The organism is Occallatibacter sp. (assembly GCF_036502485.1).
Classification (GTDB): domain Bacteria; phylum Acidobacteriota; class Terriglobia; order Terriglobales; family Acidobacteriaceae; genus Telmatobacter.
Genome location: NZ_DASXYM010000019.1, coordinates 1 through 26,713, shown reverse-complemented (window position 1 = coordinate 26,713; position 26,713 = coordinate 1). Strand labels below are relative to the sequence as shown.

The window sequence follows — 26,713 nt, the reverse complement described above, 5'->3', positions numbered from 1 at the left end:
AACCGGGCGGATCGAGTTGACCGGACCGATATCCATAAGTCCTCCCTTCGCGGTAATTGGGTCATCGGCGAGACGCGGGGAGACTTTAATGACGAAGGTACGGGACTGTGTCTCGATTTAGGACAGTGGAACGGTGAGGGGTAAGTGATCAGGTGGCAAGTGATCAGGTGGCACGCTGATCAGGTAGTCAGGCAGTCGCACCAGGACTATTCCGCTTGCTCTTCTCCCCGCGTTCTGTGGGACGCACGGGATTTGGCCAGGCGGGCGAGCACGGCCTGTTCGCGGAGGACCTGCTTGAGGGGGCGCGCCGGGGTGCCGTAGAGAACGGTCCCTGGCTCGGCGGAGGCGGTCTTACCGTTGAACACGCCGGATTGTCCGCCCAGAATCACTCCCGGGGCGACATGAGCGTGGTCGCCGATGCCGACCTGGCCCGCAAGAACGGCGGCCTTGCCGATGGTGCTGGAGCCGGAGATGCCGGTGAGAGCGACGAGGATCACGTCTTCCCCAATGTCGCAGTTGTGGCCGATGTGCACGAGGTTGTCGATCTTGACGCCGCGGCGGATACGGGTTTCTGCGAGGGCGCCGCGATCGATGGTGGAATTGGCGCCGATCTCGACTTCATCTTCAATCACCAGCGTGCCCTGCTGCGGAAACTGCGTGTAGGCCCCGTTGGCAGGGTTGCGGACGTACCCGAAGCCGTCGCCGCCGAGGACCGCGCCGGCATGAACCACAATCCAGTTGCCAAGGGTGGTGCCGGCATAGAGCACTGCGCGGGGATAGATCTGGCAGTAGTCGCCGATGCGGACGCCCCGTCCGATGACAGCTCCGGCTTCGATGCGGGTGCGGGCGCCTATGCGGGCGTTGTCTTCAACCACGGCACACGGGCCGATGGTGACGTCTTCGCCGAGCTTGACGTTGGCCCCTATCACCGCGCTGGGATGAATACCGCCGATAGGGAGCGCGGGCTTGAGGAGCTTGGCCGCGCGGGCGAACCAAAGGCGTGGCTGCGCGGTTTCGACAACGCACTTGGCGGCCGGGTAAGAGGCCACGAGATCTTTGCGGAGAATGACGACTCCGGCTTGGGAGGCGAGGGCTCCTTCAGCAGAAGCGGCGTCCTCCGCGAAGACAATGTCGGCAGAGGTGGCCTGAGCCACCGAGTTGACGCCGCGGAGGCGGTGGTCGAGGCTGCCCTGCGCGACGTTGCCGCCGAGGCGTTCGAGGAGGTCGCTGAGTTTCATGGTCTTCTCCATGGTACTCAGGATGTGCGGTCAGTAGAGGCTGGGTTCGCCGGCAGGGCGCGTTTTCCAGCGGCGATGGATCCAGAGCCATTGATCGGGGTAGCGCCGGATCCACGATTCGAGGACGTTGTTGCACATCTGCGTGAGGGCGCGAATCTCAGACTCGCGGTCATCGTCGTCATCGGCACTGCGGGCGAGAGTGATTTCGGGGCCGAAGTGGAGGACGTACTGCTGCAGTCTCTCTTCCCATAAGCAGAAGCCGGGGAGGACGGCGGCTCCGGTTTTGAGAGCGACGCGGGCGAGGCCGGAGGCGGTGCACGCCGGAATGCCGAAGAAGTTGACGAAGACGCCCTGCGGCGGGGTCATGTTGGTATCCATGAGGATGCCGACAGACTGGCCTGCGCGCATGGCGGTGAGAAGGCCGCGGGCGAAGTCGTCTTTATGGAGGACGCGGTTTCCGTGGAGGCAGCGAATTCCGTTCACGTACTCATCGAGGAGGCGGTTGTCGAGGCGGCGGATGACCATGCCCATGGGGTGGCCCATGAGGGAGTGGTAGAAGCTGGAGAGCTCCCAGGCGCCGAGGTGGCCGGTGAGGATGAGGACGCCTTTGCCGCGGGCCTGGGCGGCCAGGTAATGGTCAAGGCCTTCGGTGCGGATCCAGTTGCGGGTGTTGGCCGGTGTGTAGCGGGGCAAGCGGCAGAACTCAACCAGTTGCCAGCCGAGGTTGCGGAAGACGTGGCGCAAGATACCGTTGCGCTCGGTCAGGGGGAGTTCGGGAACGGCGAGCTCGAGGTTGCGCTGGCCGGTGCGGCGGAGGCGGGTCAGGCCGAGATAGCAGGCCAGGGTGAGGACGCGGACGAGGAGGCGGGCCAGGCCGCGGGGCAGACGGCCCAGGGTACGCGCCACGGCTGTGACCAGCCAGTACTCGATCTTCTCCTGCATGAGCAAAGTTCAAGTGTAATTGGTGCTGAAGGCAGGGGACCCCGGAGGCGGCAGGGCTCTGGCTAGCGGTTCAGCAGACGAGCCACAGCGGCGATCAGCCCTGCAACATCGTGGGGATCGGCTTCGGCTGCGGGGGGCCAGTCCAGTTCGCGAAGTGTCTGAGTGGTGATCGGCCCTATGGAGACCGCCTTCACCTCCGGCAAAGGGAATGCGATACCGGCTTCAGCCGCGGCTTGGCTCAGGTGCGTGGCCGTGGAGGAGCTGGTAAAGCAAGCGGCATCTAGGAGCTGAGCCGTGGCCTGGCGGAGCAGGTCAGCAGCATCGGCGGGAACGCCGTTTCTGTAGGCGTCGACGACGTCGATCGTGGCGCCGTGTTGGCCGAGCATATCGGGGATGATGTCGCGGGCAATGGCGGCGCGTGCGAGGAGGATGCGCTTGCCGAGTATGTGAGGGGCAAGTGCGGCTGCGAGTTCTTCGGCGATATATCCCTTAGCCGTCAGTCGGATAGTGCAGCCCAGTTTTTCTGCTTCCGCGCCGGTAGCGGGGCCAATCACAGCGAATTTCGGGCCGTGCAGAGAGGTTCCGAGGATCCCCGCTCGCTCATGCAACACGCGGACGGTGTTGGCGCTGGTGAGGATCAGCCAGTCGTACGAAGTAATATTGCGAAGGGCGGTATCGAGGGGATCGTAGGAGACGGGCGGCTGGATTTCGAGAACGGGCACTTCGACGGGCTCGGCGCCCAGGGCGCGAAGGCCCTCGCTGAGTTTGCCCGCTTGATGCCGCGCGCGGGTGACGAGGATGCGGCGGCCTTCCAGCGGCAGGCTCATCAGTCGGCGGCGCCGGGAGCGGGAGATGTGGCCAGTGAGAGAAGGTCGCGTGCGCCGGAGGCGAGGAGCTTTTCGGCGGCGCGGAGGCCGAAGCATCCAGGATCCGTGTGCTGGCGGGGGGCGGTGTCGTGAATGCGAATGGTCCTGCCTGTAGCGGGATCAGCGACGACCCCGAATATTTCAGCGAGGCCGACCCGGACCGACTGCATGCGGCAGTGAATGCCGATGGGCACCTGGCAGCCTCCGCCGAGCGCGGCGAGGGCGGCGCGTTCGGCCGTAACCGCGAACCGGGTGGGCGCGTCATCGAGGAACTCGAGCGCGGCAATGGTGGCGTGGTCGTCCTTGCGGGTTTCGATGCCGAGCGAGCCCTGTCCGGCGGCGGGGCAAAAATCTTCCGGCTTGAGGCGCTCGCGGACCCATTCCGTTTTGTCGAGGCGGTCAAGGCCGGCGGCAGCGAGGAGGATGGCGTCGACCTGACCCTCGCCAAGTTTGCGGAGGCGCGTGTCGACATTGCCGCGGAATTCGACGGCCTGAATATCGGGGCGCAGCGCTTTGAGCTGGGCGCGGCGTCGTTGGCTGCTGGTGCCCACGACGGCGCCCTGGGGCAGCGCGGCAAGGCTGGCGTACTTTGCCGAGACCAGGACATCGCGCGGGTCCACGCGGGGCGGCGTGGCGGCCAGGGCGAACGGCTCGGGGAGTTCCGTAGGGAGGTCCTTGAGCGAGTGCACGGCCAGGTGGACGCGGCCTTCAGCCAGCGCGTCCTCAATCTCCTTGGTGAACATGCCTTTGGAGCCTACTTGCGCAAAGGTTACTTCCTGCAGGCGATCGCCGGTGGTCTTGATGATTTCGATTTCGACGGTGTGGCCTTCACCCTCGAGGAGCGCTTTGATGTGATTGGCCTGCCACAGGGCGAGTTGGGAGCCACGGCTTCCTATGCGTAAGTTCATCGGCGACCTGCCACGCTGGTTTGTCTTTCCGGCGCGGGGGCGTCCGGGGAGGTTGGTTTGGTTGGTTGAACTGGATCAGAGGCTGCGGGAGCGGGGCCGGGGCCGGGGCCTTCAGCATTGGTTTCAGCGTTGGAGCCGGGCAGCGAATATGTTTCGCAGAGGGCGTCAAGGCGGACGGCGTCGTTTTCGCGCGCGGCCTGTTTGAGTGCCTGCATCGGCGGGTGCAGGAATTTGTTGACCAGGCCGCGAGTGAGGGCTTCAACGGCAGCGGCCTGATCGGGCGTGAGAGAGCCGAGGCGCGACTGGATGCGCCGCAGCTCGGTCTGGCGGAGCTCTTCGGCCTGGCGTTGGAGGGCAACGATGGCGGGAGCGACATTGACGGTGCGGAGGCGCTGGTGGAACCGCTCGACTTCGCCCTCGACGAGGACCTCGGCACCGGCGGCGACGCTCCGGCGCTCGGCGATGTGCGCGGCGGCCACCTGCTGCAGGTCGTCGATGTCGTAGACAAAAAGCCCTTCCACCTTGTTCATCGCCGGGTCGACGTCACGGGGGACGGCGATATCGATGAAGAACATGGGCCGATTGCGGCGTTTGTGCAGGAAGGCCTGCCCGTGCTCGCGGCGGAAAATGTGGTGCGGCGCGCCGGTGGAGGTGATGATGATGTCGGCTTCGGCGGCGTAGTCGTAGAGCTTCTCGAAGGGAATGACCTGGCCATTGAAGGACTCAGCCATGCGCTTGGCGCGCTCCATGGTCCGGTTGGTGACGAGGATGGTCCCGGCGCCCTGCTGCACGAGGTGGCGGGCGGCCAGCTCACTCATTTTGCCTGCGCCGACCAGGAAGACGGTGCGGCCGTTGAGCGAGCCAAAGATTTTGCGTGCCAGCTCTACCGCGACCGAGGCGATGGAGACGGAGTTGGACCCGATTTCGGTTTCAGTGCGGACTTTTTTGGCGGCGGAGAAGGCGCCTTGCAGAAGGTGTTCGAGCTCGCCGCCGACTGTGCCAGCGGTGCGGGCGGTGGCGAAGGCTTCTTTAACCTGGCCGAGGATCTGGGACTCGCCAACAACCATCGAGTCGAGGCTGGAGGCGACCCGGAAAAGGTGCCGGACAGCCTGCAGATCGTGATGCTGGTAGATGTGTCCGGCGAGCACGGAGGGATCAAGGCCGAACTGGTTGCACAGGAACGCGGAGAGGTCGATGTCGGCCGAATCGGTAGCGGCGATGAGTTCCACGCGGTTGCAGGTGGAGACGATCATGCACTCGGCGACGCCGGGGGTAGCGGCTAGAGCGCGGGTCACTTCGGGCAATTCGTCACGGCTGATGGCGATACGCTCGCGGACCTCGATGGGAGCGGTTTTGTGATTGACGCCCAGGACGGTGTAGGTCATGGCGCACCGAACCTGTGGACCTGGCTGAACTGGTTGGCGGCCCAGACGGCGAGCATGACCAGAAACACGGCACCGGAGAGATAAGCGGCTTTGCGGCCGCGGAGACCCGAGCGGCTGCGCCAGAAGAGCAGCAGCACATAAGAGGCCCACATGATGAAGGAGGCGAGGATTTTAGGGTCGCGGAAGTAGGCGGGGCCGAGGTCGGTCTCCTGCACCAGAACGGAGCCGATGACCAGCCCGACGGTCATGCAGGGGAACCCGAAGAGGAGGGTGGCGTGGGCTACGCGCTCAAGCGTGTCGAGGGGCGGTAGCCACTCGAGCGAGGTGCGGCCATCCGTTGTGCCCGGCTTGAGCTTGGCCTTGATCCGCCGCTCCTGGAGCAGATACATGCCGGAGGCCACGATGCTGAATCCGAGGGCAGCATAGGCGGCCATGAGGGCCACCACGTGGGCGATGAGCCAGCTCAGGCGGACGCCATAGGACGGGAAAACGTACTTCTCGACCCCGAGGGCGGGGATAAAAACAACGAAGAAGGTGACCGGCAGGGCGAAGATGCCGAGGGACATGGCCTTGTAGAGCCACCAGACAAGGAAGAAGATTCCCGCGACGATCAGGCCAAGGAGGGATTCGGCTTCGCGAACGCCGACCGGCACCCAGCGGTGCGCGAGGGCGAGCATTTCGACTACAGAAACGAAGTGAAAAAAGAAGGCGAGACCGCCAAGATGGACGGCTGCGCTCTTCCAGCGCTCCCGGTTATGGAGGACAGCGGGGAAGATGGCGATGCTCGCTCCCGCGTAGAGAATCGCCGCCACTCTGAGCCAAAGCAAAACCATTCTGTTGTTTACGTTAAGCTGTCACTCCCCAGTATACCTGTGATCCAAATCACCCGTGGAAAGAAGGGGTCTCACGACGGTCAGGAGGGGCTCCGATTTTGTTGGGAACGGGAGAGCCGTTATGCTGATCCTCGCTGTTAAATAGCGTGTCATGTGATTGATCCATAGGAGGACGAAGAGGATGCTGAAGCGCTGGTGCGGTGTTGGTGTGGCTTTGCTGGTGGGGATTGCGGCCGGTCACGGGCAGACGGCTTCGCAGAAATGGGTGGGGACCTGGGCCACGTCGGCCATGGGAGCGGAGGGCGGGTTTGCGGTGAAGGTGTTTGCGGACTCGACGCTGCGCGAGGTGGTGCACATCTCGGCCGGGGGCCCCAGCGTGAGAGTTCGCTTCACCAACGAGTTCGGGAAAGATCCGCTGACCATCAACGATGCGCATGTTGCGGTGAGCACGGGCGCGGGCGGAATCAAGGATGGAACCGATCATGCGGTAACGTTTGGGAGCGCAGCGAGCGTGCGGATCGCTCCGGGGGCAACGATCTATTCGGACGCTGTGAACCTTGCGACGGCTCCGCTGTCGGATCTAGCGATCAGCTTTCATGTACCGGCTCAGGTGATGCGGGCGGAAACGTTTCACGGCTTCGCGGACCAGGAGAACTGGATGGCGCATGGGGACGTAGCCGATGCGCCAACGCTTCCCTCCCCTGTGACGCTGACCGCATGGTACTTCATCAGCGGCGTGGACGTGGCTGCGGAGGAAGGATCACGAGCCGTGGTGACGCTTGGGGATTCGATTACGGACGGCGCGCTGTCGACAGTGAATGCCAACCGGCGCTGGCCGGACGTGCTGGCGTCGCGGCTCAGCCAGGAGCATGGGACGCAGCACGTATCGGTATTGAACGAGGGGATTGGCGGGAATCGCGTGCTGAATGAAGGGTATGGACCATCGGCAGTGACCAGGCTCGATCGCGATGTGCTGGCGCAGAACGGGGCGAAGTACCTGGTCATCCTGGAGGGGATCAATGACATCGGGCGGCTGCAGCGGCTGCAGGGCCCGGAGGACGAGATCACCACGCAGGAAATGGAACTGGGGCTGAAACAGATTGCGGACAGGGGTCATCTGCACGGGCTGAAGGTGTACGGAGCGACGCTGACGCCGTATGGAGGTGCGGGATATTTCTCGGACAAGGGCGAGCAGATTCGCGAGGAGGTCAACCAGTGGATCCGCACCAGCGGAACGTTTGACGGCGTAATTGACTTCGATCAGATCACGCGCGATCCGCAGAACCCGAACCGGTTCAATCCTCTGTACGATTCAGGCGATCACCTGCACCCGAATGACGCGGGGTATAAGGCGATGGGCGAAGGGGTAGATCTGAAGCTGTTTCGATAAGGGGCCGAGGCGGGCCGAGTGGACGAGCCGGCCCGGTTTGCCTTTACTTTCAGGCGTGGCAGGCGGTTGCTACCCCGGTGAACGGTTTGGCCAGGCGGTCAGCCTGCTCGCGCGTGGTGACATAGACCGCGAGGTTGGGAAGACCGGGGAGGCCGTGCTCCTCGTTGGTTTCGTTGTTGACTGTGGAAGCGGGAATGAGGGCTTTGCCGACTTCGACGGGGATCCGAACGAGGTAGCCTTTGGCCTCCCAATTGGGCTGCGGCGGCTGGGGTTCCGATTCGAAAACGCTGGCGGGATCCAGCGAGGAGAAATCGGGTCGGTAGATATCAGTCCATTTACGGTCCACCACTCGGTGCTGAGCCGGCATGTCGGTATGCGTGTGGACGTCAGAGGTGACGATCAGCTGACACCCCTTGGCCTCTTTCAGCGTGAATTTCCTCTCCGTAACAGATTTGTACTGGGTGCCCGAGGTGGTCGTACGGGTGTAGAGACCGTCTTTGTCCAGGATCTGCCTGATCAGGTCGACGCTGCGCTGGATCTTATCAAGAGGCGCAGCCTGGGAGTTTAGGCGAGGGCCAAGGGAAAGGATGGCTCCGGCTGTGACGAGCAGGCCAAGGCTGAGTCTGATCTTGTTCGCAGGGAACATGGCGGAAGGTCTCATACGGTTTCAATTAGACAAAGCCGTTCAGCTGGTTTTGACGAAACTATTGCGTAGCTCCGGGCTGCGCGTCAAGGGTGCGCGGCGAGTCAGAGGCGTGCCTTGAGAATGGCGAGCCCGGCCTTGGAGACTTCGACGTCGTCTTCAGATTTGCCTCCACTGAAGGCCACGATGATGGCTCCACCTGGGATCCGCGTTGTGACTCCTCCCTGCCAGCCGAATTCGCCGGTCATGGGAGTGCGGCCGGAGGTGCCGCTGTCCTTGAGTGTGTTGGCCATCTCCGAGGCTTTGGCGTAGGCGATGCCGAGAAGATTGTTTCCCTTGTCGCCATTGGTGTGGTCGGTCATGTGGCCGACGACGGCCATCTGTGAGGACCAGTTCTGAATGGTGTCACCGGGGGCGAAGGAGACGACGGCGACGCCTTGGATGTTGAGTTCGGCGGCGCGCTTCTTCATCGCTTCGAGTGCGGCCTGCGCGGCGGATTCAAAGCGCTTGGCGCTGACCGGCTTGGGGCCCTTAGCCCAGGAGGGGACCGCAATAAGAATGAGCACGAGCACGACAAGCTGCGGGCCGAAACGGAATCTCATGAGTGTTCTCCCGAATGATGAAGCTGCAAGACGCTGCTGGTTTGAGTCGCGGCAATTGTATCGCGGGCGCCAGGCGCGATTCGGGACGGGTTGTCCACAGGCGGGGCGGGGTTTCGGCTTTTCGACGAGCAGGGCCGCGATAAGCTGAAAGCACCGTGATCAAGGACGAGGTTCAATCCGAGGCTTCCGCGCTGACTCCCCCTGGTCCAGAAGCGGAGATGCCAGTTAGTGGCGACTCTGCAAAGGCGACGGAGCTCACTCCTTTTATGCGGCAGTGGACGGGCGCCAAGAGGGAGAATCCCGATGCGCTGCTGTTCTTCCGCATGGGGGATTTCTACGAACTGTTTTATGACGATGCGGTGGTGGCCAGCCGCGAGTTGCAGTTGACGCTGACGGCGCGCGACCGCGAGCGGCAGGTGCCGATGTGCGGGGTGCCATATCACTCGGTGGAAGGGTACCTGACCCGACTGCTGAGGCGGGGTTTCCGGATCGCCATCTGCGAGCAGATGGAGGACCCGAAGCTCACCAAGAAGATCGTGCGCCGCGAAGTGATCAAGGTGTTGTCACCGGGTACGGCGCTGGATGCGGCGCTGGGGCAGGAGCAGAACAATTTTCTGGCGGCGTTCTGGGAGAGGCCGGCGGCGTCCCCCTCTGGCGGCAAGAACAAAGACACCGCGAGGGTGGGGTACCCGAGTCAACTGGTCAGTCAAGCGGGGATCCAGGTAGTTTGCGGGATCGCGCTGCTGGATGTGTCGACGGGGGATTTTCGCACGGCGGAGTTTGCGGGGCCGGCCGCGCGCGCCCAGGCGGTTGACGCGATTCTGATGGCGGGCGCGAGCGAGGTGCTGCTGCCTGCGAGCGCGGAGGTGCCTGCGGGGCTGGATCGCCTGGCGGCGCGAACGCGTGTTGAGGATTGGGTCTGGACGCACGACTTTGCCGCGCCGCTGGTGGAGCGCCAACTGAAGGTGCGGTCGCTGGAGGGTTTCGGGCTGGTGGGGCATGACGCGGCGGCCATCGCTGCGGGCGCGGTACTGCACTATGTGCGGACGACGCAGAAGAACGAGGCGCTGCATGTTGATTCCCTGCGGTTCCAGGAGCACTCGACGGCGCTGGAACTGGACCAGGTGACGGTGCGGAATCTCGAACTGGTGGAGCCGCTGTTTCAGGGACAGGATGCACGGGCGACGCTGTTCCACACGCTGGATGCGTGCTGCACGCCGATGGGCAAGCGGCTGCTGCGGGGGACGATTCTGCGGCCACTGGTGGATGCAGGGGCGATCGAACCGCGGTACGAGGCTGTGGGCGAGGCTGCGGGCGATCTGCTGCGGCGCGAGGAGTTGCGGCGGGCCTTTGATGGATTGATGGACCTGGAGCGCCTGCTGGCGCGGTTGTCACTCGATTCCGCGGGGCCGCGCGATGTGCGCGCGTTGGGCGCGAGCCTGGCGAAGCTGCCGGGAGTGCGAGCGGCGATTGGGATGATGCAGGCGCCGCTGTGGATGACCATCGCGGCGCGGCTGGATGCACTCGAGGAAGTGACGACGCGGATAGCGGCGACGCTGGTGGCTGAGCCTCCGCTGACCATGGCGGACGGCGGAGCAATCGCGGCCGGGGTGGATGCAGAGCTTGATGATCTACGGAGTGTTTCCACCACTGGACGGCAGTCGATTGCGGCGATTGAGGAACGCGAACGGCAAAGGACCGGGATCGGTTCGCTGAAGGTCCGGTATAACTCGGTGTTTGGCTATTACATCGAGATAACCAAGGCTAACTTATCGCTGGCTCCGACCGACTACGAGCGCAAGCAGACCCTGGTGAATGCGGAGCGTTTTACGACGCCGGAACTGAAGGAGTACGAGACCAAGATACTCACGGCGCATGACCGCTCCATTGAGATTGAGAAGCGGATTTTCGCGGAGTTGCGGCGTTTGGTGCTGGATGCGGCAGGTCGCATCCGGCGTACGTCGGCGGCAGTGGCGGAGGCGGATCTGCTGGCGTGTTTTGCGCATCTGGCGGCAGGGCGGCGGTATGCGAGGCCTCGGCTTTCTGAGGAGCCGGTGCTGGAAGCTGTGGCAGCGCGACATCCGATGATCGAGCAGTGGATGGAAGAGACGCGCGAAGGCAGATTCATTGCGAACGACCTGTTTCTCAGTGCCGGTGAGGATGGGCCAAGTCTGCTGCTGATCACCGGGCCTAACATGGGCGGCAAGAGCACGTATCTGCGTACGGCGGCAATGCTGGTACTGATGGCGCAGATGGGGAGCTTTGTTCCGGCAGATAGTCTCAGGCTGGGGCTGGCGGATCGGATCTATACGCGCATTGGCGCGAGCGATAACGTGGCGCGCGGACGGTCAACCTTCATGGTCGAGATGACCGAGACGGCAACCATTTTGAATACGGCGACGCGGCGATCGCTGGTGCTGCTGGATGAGATGGGGCGAGGCACGGCGACGTTCGATGGGCTGAGCCTGGCGTGGGCAACGGTGGAATATCTGCATGCGGAAACTGGCTCGCGCACGCTGTTTGCGACCCACTATCACGAGCTGACGATGCTGGCGGACAAGCTGCCAAGGGTGCGGAATCTACGCGTGGGCGTGAAGGAAGCGGCGAGCGGAATTGTGTTTCTGCATACGATTGAGCCGGGTGCGGCGAGCAAAAGTTACGGCATCGAAGTAGCCAAGCTGGCGGGGCTGCCCACAGCGGTGATCGAGCGGGCGCGGCGCATTTTAAAGCAGCATGAGAAACAGGAACGGCAGAGCGTGCAGGTCGAAACCGAACCTGAGCCGATGCAGCTTACGATCTTCACGCCGCTGTCGCAACGGATCGTTGACCGGATTGAGTCGGTTGATGTGAATGCGCTGACGCCCTTACAGGCGTTGAACCTGCTGGAAGAGTTGCAGCAGGAGCTGAAGGACAGCAGAGAATAGGGACATGGAAAAGAATCTGCGCAGGGCGGCAGGAAACCTGCTGGTTGTGGGTCTTGGCGGATCCGAACTGACGGGATTGGAGCGCGCATGGCTACGCTTGGTGCGGCCGGCGGGTGTGGTGCTGTTTAAGAGGAACATCACTGATCCCGAACAGACGCGAGCGCTGGTCGATGAGGCGACCGGATTGGGCGCCCTGCACAGCGCGCGTTTTGTGGATGTGGAGGGCGGGACGGTGAACCGATTCCGCGATGCGCTGGCGTCTATGCCGTCGGCGCAGGCGGTGGCACGGGCCGACGCAAGGCTCGGCAAAAAGGGCGGGACGCTGGCGCGTGAGCACGGAGTGTTGATCGGGCGCGCGGTGAAGGCGTTCGGATTCAATACGACGCTGGCGCCGGTGGTGGACCTGGCGCTGCCTGTGTCGGCGGAGGTGCTGGGTTCGCGGGCGCCGGCGGAAAGCCCAGCCCATGTGATTGCGTTTACGCGCGAATTTCTTGCGGGGTTGGCGAGCGAGGGCGTGGTGGGGTGCGGGAAGCATTTTCCGGGATTGGGGAGCGCGGCAGGCGATACGCATTTTGTGACGCCGGAGATTAGGCGGACGTTCCGGGAGATGTGGGACGAGGACCTTGTGCCGTATCGCGAACTGCACAAGCAGATGCCAATGATCATGACGAATCACGCGGCGTATCCGCAGACGAAGAGTGGCGATGTGCCGGCGAGCGCAACTCGCTTTTGGATTGAGACGGTGCTACGGAAGCAGATTGGGTACCGCGGGCTGATCCTCACCGATGACCTGGAGATGGGCGGCATTCTAAAGTTCATGCCCATCGAAGAAGCGGCGGTGACGGCGGTCCGCGTGGGGTCAGACTTGCTGGAGATTTGCCACAGCGTGGAACTGATTCTGCGTACATTCGAGGCGTTGATTGCGGAAGGGGAGAAGTCTGTAAGTTTCCGCAGGTTGCTGCTGCAGCGCGCCACAGAAGTGGAACGCAAGCGGGCGCGGTTATTCCGCGGAGTTCCGAAAGCGCCTACGGCGAAGCAGTTCGAATCGCTGCGCGAGCGAGTGAACCGGTTCCGCGACCGGGTGACGAGTTTGAGCGAAAGCGACACGGTAACGCCGCGGGCGACGGCTCCAGCGGAACACGTATGAAGCCGGCGACGATGACGGTAGCAGGCGTGATGAGCGGCACGTCGGCGGATGGAATCGATGTTGCGCTGGTGAGGATTGAGGCGGGTCGCGGCGGCAGGCCGAAGTTGAAGTTGCTGGCTCACGAGGGCTTTCCCTACCCTACCGGGCTGCGCAAGGCCGTGCTGGCGGCGATGAATGCGGCGAAGACGTCGACTGCTGAACTGGCGCGGCTGAACTGGCGGTTGGGGCTCGAATACGCGCGGGCCGTGCGCAGGACTCTCAAGAAGCACGAAACGAACATGGACTTGGTGGGCTGTCACGGGCAGACACTGTATCACCAGGCGAGGGCGGCAGCCTATGCAGGTGCGAGTATCGCGTGTACGTGGCAGGCGGGCGAGGCCGCGGTCATTGCGCACGAGCTTGGAGTTCCAGTGGCTTCGAACTTCAGGCCGGCCGATATGGTGGCGGGGGGCCAGGGCGCGCCGCTGGTGCCGCTGCTGGATTTCGTGCTGTTTGCGGATGCAAAGCGCGGGCGAGTGCTGCAGAACATTGGCGGCATCGCGAACCTGACGGCGATTCCGGCGGGTGCTGCGGCGCACGAGGTTGTGGCGTTCGACACGGGGCCCGGCAACATGGTGATCGACGGGCTGGCTGCCAAGCTGTTCGGAAAGAAGTTCGATGCGAACGGCGCGATTGCGGCCCGAGGGCAGGTGCTGGCGGACGTTGTGGAGGCGGAGCTAAGGGCGCCGTACTTCAAGCTTAAGCCGCCGCGAACCACAGGGCGCGAGGAGTTCGGTGCGGTTTATGCCGAACACTTGTTGAAGGCATGCCGCAAGCTGAGCCGGCGTGCCGAGGATGCGCTGGCAACTGCGACGGCGTTGACGGCGGAGTCGATTGTGCGCAGCTATGCGCAGTTTGTGCAGGCATCGATGCACGGACAGAGTGTTGACTATCTCGTGTCCGGCGGCGGCGCGCGCAATGCGACGTTGATGGCGATGCTCTCTTCGCGGCTTACGCCGCTTGGGTGCAAGCTGGCCACCACTGAGGATTTCGGAATGCCGGCCGAGGCCAAGGAGGCCGCGGCGTTCGCGCTGCTGGCGTGGATGACGTGGCACCGGAGGCCGGGGAACGTCCCCGCGGCGACGGGGGCTAAACGCGCAGTGGTGCTGGGCCAGGTGACGTATGTCTGATCCGCGCGGACCGAGGTTTGTGATCTCCAGCCTCGCGACGGGAAAACGTCGCGCGACACGGAGAACTGGTGGGCCCGGCCAATGTCTCTTTTTTGCCGGTGACGTTGTTCGCGGGATGTCATGGGAAGCGCGATCCGAATACGGTGGTGTTTCTGATTGAGTCGAGCCCTGCGGATCTTGATCCGCGGATTGGGACAGATGCTCAGTCAGAACATTTGAATGAGTTGATGTTCGACGGATTAGTGGAACGCGATGCGAATTTCAAGTTTGGTCCCGCTTCATCTGACGATGAAGACCAGCTCTGCTGATGACGTGCGCTTGCTGTTCGCTGTGTTGCAGCAGTCACCGGCGAATCGGGTGAGGCCGTCGTCAGGTGAGGAGGTGATCAGGCGGTCCAGTGGACTGGACTATGCCCGTTCAGGTTTTCTTCAGGGTTCCCACGTACATTCGAAATAGCTGAAAAGAAACACGATTCGTGCAAGGTTCAACCTTTTGCACGCATGTTTCGTCTACCCCAATGAAGCTCGTTGTCAGCAAATTCCCCGCCGCGAGGGCGGCCGGTCGAGAGAGAACCCGCACGCGATGAAAATTCTGTTTGCGTTCAAGAAGTTATCGGCACTTGCCACCGTGGCGGCGCTGTTCGCTACCCTTCCGACGATTCTGCAGGCGCAGGTGTCGCGGGTGGTGGGTACTGTGACCGCAATCAGCGGCAATACATTGACGGTGAAGACGGACGCAGGTGAGCAGCAGCAGGTGGCGGTGCCGGACTCTGCGACGTTGAAGAGCCTGGCGCCAGGGGAGAAGGACCTGAACGCGGCGCCCGCAATTCATTTGACCGATGTTGCCGTGGGCGATCGGGTGCTCATCAAGCTGGACACGAGCGTGTCTTCGCCGACTGCATCTCTGGTGGTAGCGATGAAGCAGGCGGATGTTGCGCAGGTTCATCAGCACGACAGCGAAGCCTGGCAGCGGGGCGCGTCGGGACTGGTGAAGAAGGTTGACCCGGCCAGCGGCGAGATCACGATTGCGAGCGGCGCGGGGCCGACGGCTAAGACTATCGCGGTGAAGACTTCAGGCTCGACCAAGCTGCTGCGTTATGCGCCAAATTCCGTTCGATTTACCGATGCCGTGCCCGCGGGACTGGATGCCATCAAGCCAGGCGATCAGTTGCGCGCACGCGGCACGAAGAATGCGGAAGGAACGGAAGTGACCGCGGAAGAGGTTGTGTCGGGAACGTTCCTGAATATTGCAGGCACGGTTTCGGCTGTGGACACCGGCGCGTCAACGCTGGTGGTCAAGGACTTGGCAACCAAGAAGCAGATCACGATTCACACGGGACCGGAATCGACGATGAGGATGCTGCCTGAACGGATGGCGCAGGCGCTAGCAGCGCGTCTCAAAGGCGGCGCTCAGGCCGGCATGGACGCGGCGGGCGGCGCGCGGAACAATGGCCCGGGCGGGGCCGAGAGCGGCCACGCAGGAACTGCAAACGCGGCGACGCCAAATGGTGCGCCCGGCGGCGGACAAGGTAATGCTCAGGGCAACGCATCGGGCGGACGATGGAGTGGAGCAAGCGGCCCGGGCGGAGCGGGTGCAGGAGCGCCGGGCGGTGGTGATCCACAAAGGTTCCTCAACATGGCGCCAGCCATCAAACTTTCTGAACTTCAAAAAGGCCAGGCAGTCATGGTTGTGGCTACCGGTGAAGAAAGTGACGTGCATGCGATCACGCTTATCTCCGGAGTGGAACCGCTGTTGCAAGCGCCGGCGGCCACTGACCTGCTTTCGAACTGGAGCGTGGGCGGCGGCGGAGGCGGAGAAGCAGCAGCCGGCAACCCCCAATAGTCTTTCTGATGTGACGCGAGAACGAAAGAACCACTAGATCAAAGAGGCGAACGTGTATTTACGACTTCATTGCATTGCACACTTTATTCTTGCCGTAGCGATGGCGGCTGCGGTGAACGCGGCCGCGCAGAGCTCGGGCACGCAGGAGCAGGCTGTTCCGTCGGCAGGCCAGACAGTAAGCGCATCCACACTGCACGGGCATATCACGGACCAGACCGGCGCTCTGATTCCCGGCGCGAAGGTGTCGATTCTGAGCGCGACAGGCAAAATTCTGGCAACAGCGACGGCCGATTCAGGGGGTGCCTACGAGTTCCGCGGGCTAGGGGCCGGAGGTTACGTGGTGAAGGCCGAGTTCGCGGGCTTTGCTTCGTTTCAGTCGCAGTTGATTGCAGTAGCCGCAGGCGCGAACAAGCGCGTGGATGTTGCCATGGCGATTGAGGTGGAGCAGCAGAACGTGGTGGTGACGGACGACTCGCCCACCGTGAACACCGAAGCCAGCGGCAACGCGAATGCGATTGTGTTGAAGGGCAAGGACCTGGATGCTCTTTCCGATGATCCTGACGAGTTGGCGAATGAGTTGTCGGCGCTCGCGGGGCCATCGGCGGGACCGAATGGCGGGCAGATCTTCATCGATGGATTCTCAGGCGGGCAGCTTCCACCCAAGTCCGCGATTCGCGAGATTCGCGTGAATCAGAACCCGTTCTCAGCGGAGTTCGACAAGCTGGGTTACGGCCGGATTGAAATCCTCACCAAGCCGGGCACGGACAAGCTGCATGGGCAGGTATTCGCCATGGGCAACGACAGCAGCTTCAACACCAACAAAGTGTTTACGGATGATCAGAGCGGGGTGAAGCCCAGTGTTCCGAGCTACTACAGCTACATGTTCAATGGCACAGTGAGCGGGGCTATCAGCAAGAAGTCTTCGTTCTTCATTGCTGGCGAGCGCCGCAATATCGGCAACGCCAACAGCTGGTTGATTGGCAATGCGGTTCTGCCGGACGCGGACGGCACGTATGTGGCGGTGGGGCCGTACAACGTGGCAGTACCGAATCAGCGCGTTCGCACCAACATTTCAGGGCGTGTGGACTGGCAGCTTGGGGCGCGCAATACGCTGACGGCACGGTATGGATTTTGGTCGGAGGGCGAGACCAACAACCTGAATGCGGGCTCGATGCCTTCAGCATCGTGGCACGAGTCCAACACGGATCACACCGTGCAGGTGAGCGATGCATTTGTGATCAACGATCATTTTGTGAACGAAACTCGCGCTCAGTACGAGAGGCAGAACGAAAACCATTTCCCCGACTCAATGGCAAGGACGATCAGCGTTTCAGGGGACTTTGTAACGGGCGGCCTGTCGACTCAGGCTTATCGCGATCACGCGACGCGTCTGGAGTTCCAGAACATCAGCACAGTTTCGCACGGCGCGCATGCAATCAAGTTTGGCACGCGTCTGCGCGACTATCTGGATGCGAACTTCACGACATCGAATCAGAATGGGGCCTTTGCATTTTCAAGCACAAACGCCAATAAAGAACTCGGCGCCGACGCATACGCCTACATGGAGAACGGCCTGGCGGCGGGGCAGACCTATGCGCAGCTGATTGCTGCTCATCCCGAGTACACGCCGATTACGGCCAGTTACACTACAGGGCAGCCGTCTGCACAGGCAAACATGTTCGACGCGGCGCTCTTCGTACAGGACGACTGGAAAGTGAACCACCGGTTCACGCTCTCCGGCGGCCTGCGGTGGGAATCGCAGAACCACGTTGCGGATCACAATGACTGGGCTCCGCGCATCGGCATGGCCTACGCGCTGGACGGCGGCAAAGGCAAACCTTCCAAGACCGTGCTGCGCGCGGGATTCGGCATGTTCTATGACCGGTTTGCGACCAGCAACCTTCTCAACGTGCAGCATTTCCAATCGCAGGACAAGCTTGTGCTCAACAACCCGGTCTGCACGGATCAAACTGCTGTGTCTCTTGAGACCCTGAACATGACGACCTGCCAGAGCTCCGGCGCGGCTGCCAGCAGCACAGCTGTTCCGGTGCGGTACGAAATCTCACAGAAGTTCCATTCCCCCTATACCAGTCAGTTGGGTGCCAGCATCGAGCGGCAGATTGCGAAGGGGACGAGCGCGACCGTCACCTATTTGCACTCCTTCGGGGCGCACCAACTGGTGACGAGAAACGCCAACCAGTTCGACTACGACACGGGCGCATTCCCGCTGGATCCAAGTGGCGGCTATGTTTATCAGTACTATCCAGAGGCGGTGTTCGATCAGAACCAAATGATTGTGAGCGTGAACGGACGCGTGACCCGCAACTTAAACCTCATGGGGTTCTACACGCTGGGATTTGCGAACAGCGATGGCGGGGCGGGCACGAACGCGTCGAACGCGTATCACATCGGCGATGACTACGGGCCCGCGACGTTTGTGTCGCGGCACCAGTTGTTCACGATGGCCAATTACACCGGGCCGTGGGGATTGCGCTTCAACCCTTTCATGATGGTGCAATCAGGGAAGCCGTTCAACATTACGCTGCCTGAGGATCCGCTGAACAACTTCTACAATCAGAGGCCGTCGTTTGCGACTTCAAGCACACCTGCCAATGACCTTGTGAGCACTCCCTGGGGCAACATGGACGCGAACCCCGCCGCGACCGATCCGCGGATTCCAGCGAATTTGGGATTGGGACCGAACGTGGTGGAGTTCAATTTGCGCGTCAGCCGCGGGTTCGGATTCGGGCCTGAGACGGGCGGGTCTGGCGGCGGGGAGGATGGACCGCACGGCCCAGGCGGCGGCCCAGGCGGCAGGCGCGGCGGACCTCCAGGAGGCGGTCTTGGGCCGGGAGGGCTGAGTGGCGGAGGCGGTGGGCCACGGGGTATGTTTGGCGGCGGACCGTCAGGGCGGAAATACACACTGACCTTCAGCGCACAGGCACTCAACCTGTTCAACATCGTGAATTACGGCGGTCCGAACGGCACGATCGGTTCGCCAACGTTCCTGAAGTCGACCACGCTGGCCGGTGGCGGGTTCAGCTCCGGCGCCGCGGTGAGGAGAGTCTTTTTGCAGGCGATTTTATCGTTCTAGCTTGCCGGGACCAGCACGATGGCCGAAGGGATCCCTTCGGCCATTTTCTTTTGCACTCACTCAATCAACGCCCACTCTGGCCTGCAATTTCGCGGTAGAGCGCTTCCCACTCGTCAGCTTTGCGATCGATGTTGAAGTGGTCGACGATGCGCTGTCGCGCCGATCGGCCGAGGAAGGCGCGGGCACGCTCCGGCGTATGAATGATGCTGAGCATGGCCCTGGCGAGCGCGTTGGGGTCGCGCGGCGGAACGACGAGGCCGCATTGATCGACGAGTTCACTCACGCCTCCCACGCCGGTGGCAACAATGGGCTTCTCCATGGCCATGGCTTCAGCGACGGCGAGGGGCATTCCTTCCCAGGCTGATCCGAGGACAAATCCGTCTGCGGCGTCGAGCAGGCCTGCTAAATCGCGGCGCATGCCAAGCCAGTGAACCCGGTCGGCGAGGCCGAGTTGGTCGGCCCGGATGCGAAGCGCGTCCGAGTACTCCCGTTCCCCCTCCCCGGCGATCCAGAGTTGCGTGAGTGGCGCGGTTGCGCGCACCTGGGCAAAGGCAAGCAGAAGGTTCTCGTAGTCCTTGGCGGGCGCCAGACGCCCCGCAGTGATCCAGATGAAGTTCCCACTTGCGCCTTCTGCTGCACGCAAAGCTTTGCGCCGCGATGTGTTGGGAGTGAAGTCCGCGAGATCAATGCCATTGGTGATGACGCGCGATTTGGTCGCGGGGAAAATTCCGAACTGAGACGCTCGTTCCGCGACTGCCTCGCTTACTGCGACAACCTGCTCACATGCTCGATTGGTCAGCCTCAGGGCGAGCATGCGGGCTTTTCCACCTTCGTATTCGTTGTGAAGGGTGGAGATGACGGGGGTTGAAGCGTGCACTAGCTTCAACGTGCGCGCAAGCAGATTGCCATGGAAGTTGTGGCTGTGCAGGATGTGGGGCCCAAATTCGTGCAGGATGCGCAGGCCCCTCCTGAATCCTGCGAGGACGCGCAAAGGATGCTTGTCGATTCCAAGGCGGACTACGTCAAGCGGGGTGGCCCACTCATCGCCCCTTTGATTCTGAAGCGTGGCGATGCCGACGGTATGTCCGCGCGCATCCATACGCTCGGCGATGGCGACCACGAGTCGCTCGGCACCGCCGATGCCGAGCGTGTTGAGCATGTAGAGAATGCGCATTTGAAAACACCTCCCCAGCAGAGGCGTTCCGTTCAGGTTAGAGACGTGATTGCGCGAGTGCTGTGTCGCACGTCATCCATGTTTTGGCGCACCGGGCAGGAAAATGCGGAGTTTCGTGGTGCGGTACGTCGGGAGCGCTTGCGCCGGATGGCTGAATCATCCCGGGTTCATCGCACCGTGATTTTCCGGCTATTCGACGACTGCGCGCATCCAGTAATTGCCACTGCTGTCAACCTCAATGCCGTGTACTTCGCGTTCGAATCCAGGGAAACGCTTGCCGAAGTCTTCCATGGCGAGAATCAGCTTGATGACCGGCGACTCGGGGCTGCCAAGGCGCTCGCCCGGCATGGACATCGGAATCCCGGGGGGATAAGGTACCAGCATTGCGGCTGCGACGCGCCCGGCCATCTGGCGGAAGGGGAGACGCTCTGTTTCCTGACGGACGAGCTTCTGGTAAGTCTGCCAGGGCGTGAGAACGGGGTCAAAATCCTCGTCACAGGCAGCGTTGACCAGGCCGGCGAGATTGAGCTCGATCATCGCCTTATGCATTTCCTCGGAAAGATCTTTGAGCGATAGATAGCGATAGCGAGAGGGGAACCGCTGCACCAGTTCGGGGAGGGCTTCTTCGAGGGACGCTTCGGAGTCGTAGAGGCGCTTGAATTCGAACAGATTCTCCAGCAGGCTGCCCCACTTCCCTTTCGACGTTCCCACGGAAAACAGCACCAGAACCGTGTAGTCGCCGGTACGCGCGATCTCAACGCGACGCGAATCAAGGAACTCGGTGAGGATGGCGGCGGGTATACCCCAGTCTGCCATCACGCCCTGCGCGTTTACGCCGGGTGTAAGGATGGTGACCTTGGCGGGATCCAGCATGCAGTAGTCATCGGGCGAGTCGGCATCCTGGTAGCCGTGCCACTCGTCGCCGCGCTTCAGGGTCCAACAGCTGGGCTGTGTAGCCAACAACTCATCTTCGGCATCCTCGAAAAGAATCTTGCTGCCGGTTTCCGGGTCGATCACGTACTCCGGTTGGTAAAGGCCGAAGAACCAGCCGCTTCCATTCTCCGATTCCATGCGGAGGCGGTGCGCCACGGAACTCATTGCCTGGCGGAAGCTGATGGCATCGGCAAGCGTTTCGTCCATCAAAGTGGGGCCGGCGGGATCATCCATCATGGCAGCAGCAACATCAAGGGACGCGATGAGCGGGTAAAAGGGCGATGTGGTGCCGTGCATCATGAAGGATTCATTGAACTGGTCAAACTCCAGCGGAGCTCGATCAGAGAGCTTCACATGAATCATGGAGGCCATGGAGAAAGCGGCAAGCATCTTGTGTGTCGACTGCACGGAGAAGATGGTGGGCCGGTTCTCCATCTCATCCGGCACTCCCATGGCGAAGCGCCCGCGGTAGAGCGGGTGGAACTTGGCGTAGGCGTACCAGGCTTCGTCGAAATGCACCCGGCCGACGGAATGGCTAAGTTGGCTCACCACCTGGTCGACGTTGTAGCAGAGCCCATCGTACGTCGAGTTGGTAACGACGGCATAAGTGGGCTGCTGGCTACGGGCTCCGGCTGCGAACGGGCTGCGCGCAATGAGTTCCTGAATCGACTGCGCCGAGAACCGCGTGAGCGGCACCAGACCGATCATGCCGTATCCGTTGCGCGTGGGTTTAAAGTAGACCGGACGCGCGCCCGTGACTGTCAGCGCGTGGCAAATGGATTTGTGGCAGTTCGCATCGGCCAGAACCATATCGTCCTGCGCGATGACTCCGTGCCCGACAATCTGGTTGGAGGTGCTGGATCCCCCCAGAACATAAAAGGTCCAGTCCGCGCCGAAGATGCGGGCTGCGTTGCGCTCCGACTCACCCGGTGGCCCGACGTGGTCAAGCCACGAGCCGAGCGGCGCCGAAGAGATGCCGAGATCCGAGCGCAGCAGATTCTCGCCGAAGAAACGGTGGAACTCTTGCCCGATGGGATGCTTGAGGAAAGCGACTCCGCCCATGTGACCTGGGGCGTCCCACGAGTAGGCAGATTGATCGTTGTATTTGAGCAGCTCCCGGAAGTACGGCGGTAGAAGCTGCTCGTGATAGCGCTCGATGGCGGTGTCAAGCCGCGAGGCGATGAATGCCGGCGTGTCGCCGAAGAGGTGGATGTATTCATAGACCTGCTTGATCACCTCGAGTGGAAGCTCAGAAACGAGAGTTCGATCGGCTATGAGGAAGATGGGAACTTTTGTGTTCCGATGACGCACGCCGCGAATGATGTCGAGCGCAGCGCGTTCTTCAAACTGCGATTGGCCTTCAAGATCCCAGTCCAGCAGGACGGCGGAATAGCTCGGATCCGAGGTCACCAGGGAGAGGCCGTCTTCCGGAGACGTGGTTCGGACAACCTCGTACCCTTCGTTCCCAATGGCTTCAACGAGGCGCTCCATAGCGCGGTCAGAAACGGATTCTGTACGGCCAACTTCACTTGCTATCAACACAACCCAGCGCTTTTCACTCATCTACTGATTGATGTCCTCTCGCGGTGCATACGCGTCCTGCGGCTGCTGCCAGAACTATGGTATCGCGGAGAGATGCCCCGAATTGCACAAGCCGGCACTCACCGCCTGCGTGCATTGTTCGGAACATGAAGCTGGCCCGTTGCAGCGAAAGGTGCGCTCTCTCGTCTGTATGAATTTTCGGTTACATCTTCCTTTGCCGCAGCGAAGAATCCAGCCAGCAGCCACTTTGAGGGGCAACGCTCGGGCACTTAGTTTTCCTCGATCAGCTTGTCTGCCCAGAGGGTTGCCGCGCGGAGGCTTTGCTCGAGGATTTCGGGCGCAAATCCGTGACTTCTGGCGAGTTTGTCGCACCGGGCAAAATTACCGCGCTCATGACTCTCAAGCCAGTCGAGAGGGCATCGCTCGCTGTTATTGGCGCCCAGCAGCGCGGCTCGGACTGAATCCGCCAACGAAAGTGGCGCAAGCGCTTCCTCCATCGGTAACTGAAGCATGGCGTCGAGCAGACTAAACAGGCCGAGCAAGTACTGCTCTGTCGGATTCAAATGGCAGATAGAGGAAGCGGTTTCGCAGAACCGCGCCCGCACTAACGCCATGCGCAGAACTTCCGGGGAAGAGTGATAATTCAGCTCTACCGCAACCGCCAGTGTCGCCATGCGCCGGAACAGGTCGTCCCCCACTGCGAACAAGGCCTTCTTGATCGAAGTAACCTCCTGCCGCATGCCGCGCCCGGCCGAATTCGCATATCGAAGCAGTCTATAGGCAAGGGATGGCTCGCGCTCCACCAGCTTAGAAATTTTGCTGATATCGAGGGGGATTTCGTGCAGCAAACTGAGTAGCCGTAAATGCACGAGTCGGTTTGAAGGAACAGCACTCTTTTTGAGAAGGGACGGCTTGCAAAAGTAATATCCCTGAAACAGCTTGAACCCTTCCTTCAAGGCTTCTTCAAAACCCTCGCGAGTTTCGACTTTCTCAGCCAGGTACGTGCCCTTGAATTCGCGCAGTAACGACATCAGCCTGCGCCTTTCAGAAGCAGGCGTGCGGAGAAAATCAATTTTTATGTAATCGGCGATGCGAGCCAAAGGGTCGAGCGAGGAACTGTATTCAAAATCATCCAGTGCAATCTTGTAGCCTTTTTGGCGTAAGGCGGCACAAGCTCGTATCACTGCTTGGGATGGTTCGACGGTCTCGAGGACTTCGATTACAGTCAATGGCGCAGGCAGCATACAGAGAATGTCGCCGGAAAGAGTATCGGCAGTGCAATTAATAAAGGCAGGCAAACCCGCCGTCAGTTTGCCCAGCCCGTAAATCAACGTGTTATCGACCATGGTCCAGCTGGCTATGTCACCGGGTCCGCTAAAAGCAGATGCGGCTTCGCTCCTGAACAGAAGCTCGTAGGCGACGACCGTTCCAGAGACGTTGAGTATCGGCTGACGCGCCAGATAACGGGTCGGCTGAGATGTTGGAGCAGAAGAAGCAACGGAGGCGATGGAGCCGGTCGCAGGGTCGTTTGTTGAGGCTTGCTCCATTCTCTATATATCGTCAAATTCAGAAAAACTTAAAGCCGCTTTCAACTGTTCGGCGGCGCAGTCCCGGGATGGCCATCCTGCGCGCCCATTGCGCATCAAGAATCCCCCGTGGTCATCCCTAACGACAATGATTTTGCAGCCAATACCTAGTCCAGTGCCCGCTATGGATCTGGAAATTCTGCACGACTATCTGATCGAGTCAAAAGAGCTCCTCGAAAAAGCGCAGGAAGATGCGCTGCGCCTGGAAGAGGAACCCAACGACGACGAGGCGCTGGCTTCGATCTTCCGGGCCTTTCACACCATCAAGGGAGGCGCTGCTTTTCTCGAAGCCGAGCACCTGGTGGATTGGGCGCACAATCTCGAAGGTCTTCTGGACAAGCTGCTCCAGGAGCCTGTCCGTCACCGCGGCGAGGGTAGACGCCATTCTTGAAGGAATCGACGTGATCAGCTCCATGTTTGAAGAGCTGGCGCAGGAGCGATTCCCAGGGCCGGGGCCCGCTGACCTAGGCTGCACGATCCGCGCGCTGGCCGGCACAGAGGATGAATGCGGTGACACCGCCGCACGAATTGGCGGGGAATGCAGCACACGAGCCGTGGCTGACAGTGATGGGCCGGCCGCAAGGCTTCAAACGTCTCCAGGGGGACTTGCCCTCGCCCTTGGCTCGACTCCTAAAAATGAATTCGCTCCTGTGTTGACGGCCAGCCCTGCAAGGCAATCGACTGTTTCGCGCGCAGCCTCCCGGCACTCAAACGCAGTCGAAAGCTCGATGGGCGTCGATGCCAACCGGCTGGATGCAGTGATGAACCAGGTTGGCGAGCTGGTTCTGTTGCGAAACCGCCTCAGCTCCGCGGTGGGAAGCTTGAACAAAGAAGACGAAAACATTACCCGCATTGCGCGCGAGATGGACCTGCGGGTAAGCGACTTGCAGAACACCGTGATGCGCCTGCGCATGCAGCCGTGCAAACGCCTTCTGCAGCAGTTGCCGCGCGTGGTCCGCGACATTTCGCGGCAACTGAACAAGGAAGTGCGAATCGAGATAGTGGGCGAGGACGTGGAGATAGACAAGACGGTGGTGGATGCTCTGTCCGCCCCGATCACCCACATCGTGCGTAACAGTCTCGATCATGGCCTGGAATTGCCGGCGGCTCGCAGGAAAGCCAATAAACCTGCTGAAGGACTCCTGAGAATTGCGGCTATCCATCTGGGTGACCGCATACGCATCGAGGTTTCCGATGATGGCAATGGGATCGATCGGCGAATGGTAGTCGAAAAGGCAATCCAAAAAGGCGTAATCACCCCCGATGATGCGGCACGGCTATCGGAACAGGATGCGCTGGAGCTGATCTTCCGCCCTGGCTTCTCCACCCGGGAAGAGGCGTCGGACCTCTCCGGACGCGGCGTAGGCATGGATGTGATAAAAGAGGCGACTGACAAGCTCCGCGGCCGACTGACGGTCGAGTCGGTTCCTGGCGAGGGCACAAAAGTCGCCATGGTGTTTCCGCTGACCCTGGCAGTACTTCCGGTTCTATATGTTCGGGTGCGCGAGGACACGTACGCATTGCCCATCTCCGCGATCGACAGTCTCACGGATATCGAAGAAGACCGCCTGCACCGCTTGGCCGGACGCGCGACCTATCGCGTAAGCGGCTCGCAGACCCTGCCGCTGGTCGATCTGGGCACAATCCTGCAAAAGAAGCCGCTGCGGCTCGGCGCTGAGAGCGTGGAAGGCGTTCTGACCGAACGGGGTCTTTTCGCTGTATCCGAAGTCCTGGGCAACGAGGACTCCGTGGTCAAGCCGATCGATTTTTTCACGGGTCGGAATCTCTATCAAGGGGCAACGATTTCCGGAGGCGGCAACGTCGTGCTGATCCTGAACGCGGCGGCACTGAGCGCGGTTGCGGCCTCGGCCGTTGAAGGGGGCGATTGATGGATATCAAGCGCATCATGCGCATTATGGATCTCTCCTTCCACACCCGTCGAACCATTGAGCGGTCGCTGCACGAGATCGACCGGCGCGCGCTCAACGCCATGGTGCTTGTAAAGCAGCACGGCAACAAATTGGCGAGCTATGGGGTGGTGGCTCAGGCGTTTCGCGAACATGCCGTGCACCTGAAGCAAGTGGCGACGCCGCTGCAGAGGTCGATTGCGCCATTAGTGTGCGTGCAGATGCGGATTCTGCAACTTGGGCGCATGGCGGACATGCTGGACAAGACAGCCGGGGTAATTGCGCGGAATGGCGGCAATGCGGGATTCCTGCATGGTTCCAGGCGGAACTGGATCTGCAATATGGAAACGGAAGAGGCAGAAGCGGCGATGAGCTGCCCCCTTCGGTTAGTCCGGGTAAGTGAGAGCACTCGGGTTTGAGTTTAGCTGCAAATTCAGCCCGCAGCAGTCGTCGAGGCTGTGCGAATGTGGGAAGCGCTTTTTGCTTTCCACATTTGCATAGCCTGTTGCGAATTCTTCCGGTGTCAGGTAGCCCAACGCGCTGTGTGGGCGCACCTGGTTGTAATCGATCCGCCAGCTTTCGATGGTC

General features: G+C 61.5%; 22 protein-coding genes. 10 read left to right on the top strand and 12 right to left on the bottom strand.

The genetic code is table 11. The features are described from left to right. Positions 1–206: 206 nt before the first annotated feature. The 6 genes from lpxD to VGL22_RS03420 all read right to left on the bottom strand — a co-directional run bounded on the left by lpxD (position 207) and on the right by VGL22_RS03420 (position 6,172). On the bottom strand, positions 207–1,238 hold the full coding sequence (gene lpxD, locus VGL22_RS03445; RefSeq protein ID WP_465265483.1) for a UDP-3-O-(3-hydroxymyristoyl)glucosamine N-acyltransferase: 1,032 nt from the start codon (positions 1,236–1,238) through the stop codon (positions 207–209). 30 nt (positions 1,239–1,268) lie between these two features. After that, positions 1,269–2,180 (bottom strand): lysophospholipid acyltransferase family protein, encoded by a 912-nt coding sequence (locus VGL22_RS03440; RefSeq protein WP_465265482.1) that lies wholly within the window; start codon positions 2,178–2,180, stop codon positions 1,269–1,271. Between the two features lie 62 nt (positions 2,181–2,242). Next, positions 2,243–3,007 carry a uroporphyrinogen-III synthase gene (locus tag VGL22_RS03435; RefSeq protein ID WP_465265481.1) on the bottom strand — a complete coding sequence of 255 codons (765 nt, stop codon included), beginning with the start codon at positions 3,005–3,007 and terminating at the stop codon, positions 2,243–2,245. Then, positions 3,007–3,954 carry a hydroxymethylbilane synthase gene (gene hemC, locus VGL22_RS03430; protein ID WP_465265480.1) on the bottom strand — a complete coding sequence of 316 codons (948 nt, stop codon included), beginning with the start codon at positions 3,952–3,954 and terminating at the stop codon, positions 3,007–3,009. Before hemC ends, VGL22_RS03435 begins: the two co-directional genes overlap by 1 nt. Next, positions 3,951–5,339, bottom strand: a complete 1,389-nt coding sequence (gene hemA, locus VGL22_RS03425) for a glutamyl-tRNA reductase (RefSeq protein ID WP_465265479.1) — start codon at positions 5,337–5,339, stop codon at positions 3,951–3,953. Before hemA ends, hemC begins: the two co-directional genes overlap by 4 nt. Next, positions 5,336–6,172 (bottom strand): cytochrome C assembly family protein, encoded by an 837-nt coding sequence (locus VGL22_RS03420; protein ID WP_465265478.1) that lies wholly within the window; start codon positions 6,170–6,172, stop codon positions 5,336–5,338. The genes hemA and VGL22_RS03420 overlap by 4 nt, the downstream gene beginning before the upstream one ends. 181 nt (positions 6,173–6,353) lie before the next feature. Here VGL22_RS03420 and VGL22_RS03415 point away from each other — a divergent pair, with 181 nt between their 5' ends. Beyond that, positions 6,354–7,562 carry an SGNH/GDSL hydrolase family protein gene (locus VGL22_RS03415; RefSeq protein WP_465265477.1) on the top strand — a complete coding sequence of 403 codons (1,209 nt, stop codon included), beginning with the start codon at positions 6,354–6,356 and terminating at the stop codon, positions 7,560–7,562. A gap of 49 nt (positions 7,563–7,611) precedes the next feature. Here VGL22_RS03415 and VGL22_RS03410 read toward each other — a convergent pair whose 3' ends face one another. Continuing rightward, positions 7,612–8,208 (bottom strand): hypothetical protein, encoded by a 597-nt coding sequence (locus VGL22_RS03410; protein ID WP_465265476.1) that lies wholly within the window; start codon positions 8,206–8,208, stop codon positions 7,612–7,614. A gap of 101 nt (positions 8,209–8,309) precedes the next feature. Continuing rightward, positions 8,310–8,807, bottom strand: coding sequence for a hypothetical protein (locus VGL22_RS03405; RefSeq protein WP_465265475.1), 498 nt, complete (start codon positions 8,805–8,807; stop codon positions 8,310–8,312). A gap of 218 nt (positions 8,808–9,025) precedes the next feature. Here VGL22_RS03405 and mutS point away from each other — a divergent pair, with 218 nt between their 5' ends. The 6 genes from mutS (at position 9,026) to VGL22_RS03375 (ending at position 18,983) form a co-directional block, all read left to right on the top strand. Next, positions 9,026–11,731 (top strand): DNA mismatch repair protein MutS, encoded by a 2,706-nt coding sequence (gene mutS / locus VGL22_RS03400; protein ID WP_465265474.1) that lies wholly within the window; start codon positions 9,026–9,028, stop codon positions 11,729–11,731. A 4-nt stretch (positions 11,732–11,735) separates the two neighbouring features. Further along, the gene (gene nagZ / locus VGL22_RS03395) at positions 11,736–12,878 is read left to right on the top strand and encodes a beta-N-acetylhexosaminidase (protein ID WP_465265473.1); all 1,143 of its coding nucleotides are present in this window, start codon (positions 11,736–11,738) and stop codon (positions 12,876–12,878) included. Next, a complete protein-coding gene (locus tag VGL22_RS03390) occupies positions 12,875–14,047 on the top strand; it encodes an anhydro-N-acetylmuramic acid kinase (protein WP_465265472.1) in 1,173 nt (390 codons plus the stop codon). The genes nagZ and VGL22_RS03390 overlap by 4 nt, the downstream gene beginning before the upstream one ends. Positions 14,048–14,115: 68 nt before the next feature. Beyond that, complete coding sequence (locus VGL22_RS03385) at positions 14,116–14,355, top strand: hypothetical protein (protein WP_465265471.1); 240 nt, start codon at positions 14,116–14,118, stop codon at positions 14,353–14,355. Between the two features lie 274 nt (positions 14,356–14,629). Beyond that, positions 14,630–15,889 (top strand): hypothetical protein, encoded by a 1,260-nt coding sequence (locus VGL22_RS03380; protein ID WP_465265470.1) that lies wholly within the window; start codon positions 14,630–14,632, stop codon positions 15,887–15,889. Positions 15,890–15,941: 52 nt separating this feature from the next. After that, on the top strand, positions 15,942–18,983 hold the full coding sequence (locus VGL22_RS03375) for a TonB-dependent receptor (RefSeq protein ID WP_465265469.1): 3,042 nt from the start codon (positions 15,942–15,944) through the stop codon (positions 18,981–18,983). A 64-nt stretch (positions 18,984–19,047) separates the two neighbouring features. Here VGL22_RS03375 and VGL22_RS03370 read toward each other — a convergent pair whose 3' ends face one another. From VGL22_RS03370 to VGL22_RS03360, 3 genes are all read right to left on the bottom strand, one after another. Further along, complete coding sequence (locus tag VGL22_RS03370) at positions 19,048–20,157, bottom strand: glycosyltransferase (RefSeq protein ID WP_465265468.1); 1,110 nt, start codon at positions 20,155–20,157, stop codon at positions 19,048–19,050. A 189-nt stretch (positions 20,158–20,346) separates the two neighbouring features. Then, positions 20,347–22,581: an Orn/Lys/Arg family decarboxylase gene (locus VGL22_RS03365; protein WP_465265467.1), complete on the bottom strand. Its 2,235-nt coding sequence runs from the start codon at positions 22,579–22,581 to the stop codon at positions 20,347–20,349. Positions 22,582–22,901: 320 nt separating this feature from the next. Continuing rightward, positions 22,902–24,179, bottom strand: a complete 1,278-nt coding sequence (locus VGL22_RS03360) for an EAL and HDOD domain-containing protein (protein WP_465265466.1) — start codon at positions 24,177–24,179, stop codon at positions 22,902–22,904. A gap of 163 nt (positions 24,180–24,342) precedes the next feature. Between VGL22_RS03360 and VGL22_RS03355 the strand changes: the two genes are divergently transcribed. Genes VGL22_RS03355 through VGL22_RS03345 form a run of 3 tightly spaced genes read left to right on the top strand, consistent with a single transcriptional unit; the run spans position 24,343 to position 26,544 of the window. Continuing rightward, positions 24,343–24,609, top strand: coding sequence for an Hpt domain-containing protein (locus VGL22_RS03355; RefSeq protein WP_465265465.1), 267 nt, complete (start codon positions 24,343–24,345; stop codon positions 24,607–24,609). Between the two features lie 22 nt (positions 24,610–24,631). Beyond that, the gene (locus VGL22_RS03350) at positions 24,632–26,107 is read left to right on the top strand and encodes a chemotaxis protein CheA (RefSeq protein ID WP_465265484.1); all 1,476 of its coding nucleotides are present in this window, start codon (positions 24,632–24,634) and stop codon (positions 26,105–26,107) included. Then, positions 26,104–26,544 carry a hypothetical protein gene (locus tag VGL22_RS03345; RefSeq protein ID WP_465265464.1) on the top strand — a complete coding sequence of 147 codons (441 nt, stop codon included), beginning with the start codon at positions 26,104–26,106 and terminating at the stop codon, positions 26,542–26,544. Before VGL22_RS03350 ends, VGL22_RS03345 begins: the two co-directional genes overlap by 4 nt. Here VGL22_RS03345 and VGL22_RS03340 read toward each other — a convergent pair. Then, positions 26,512–26,713: integrase core domain-containing protein (locus tag VGL22_RS03340; RefSeq protein WP_465265463.1), on the bottom strand; the 202-nt coding region annotated here is incomplete at its 5' end. The genes VGL22_RS03345 and VGL22_RS03340 overlap by 33 nt on opposite strands.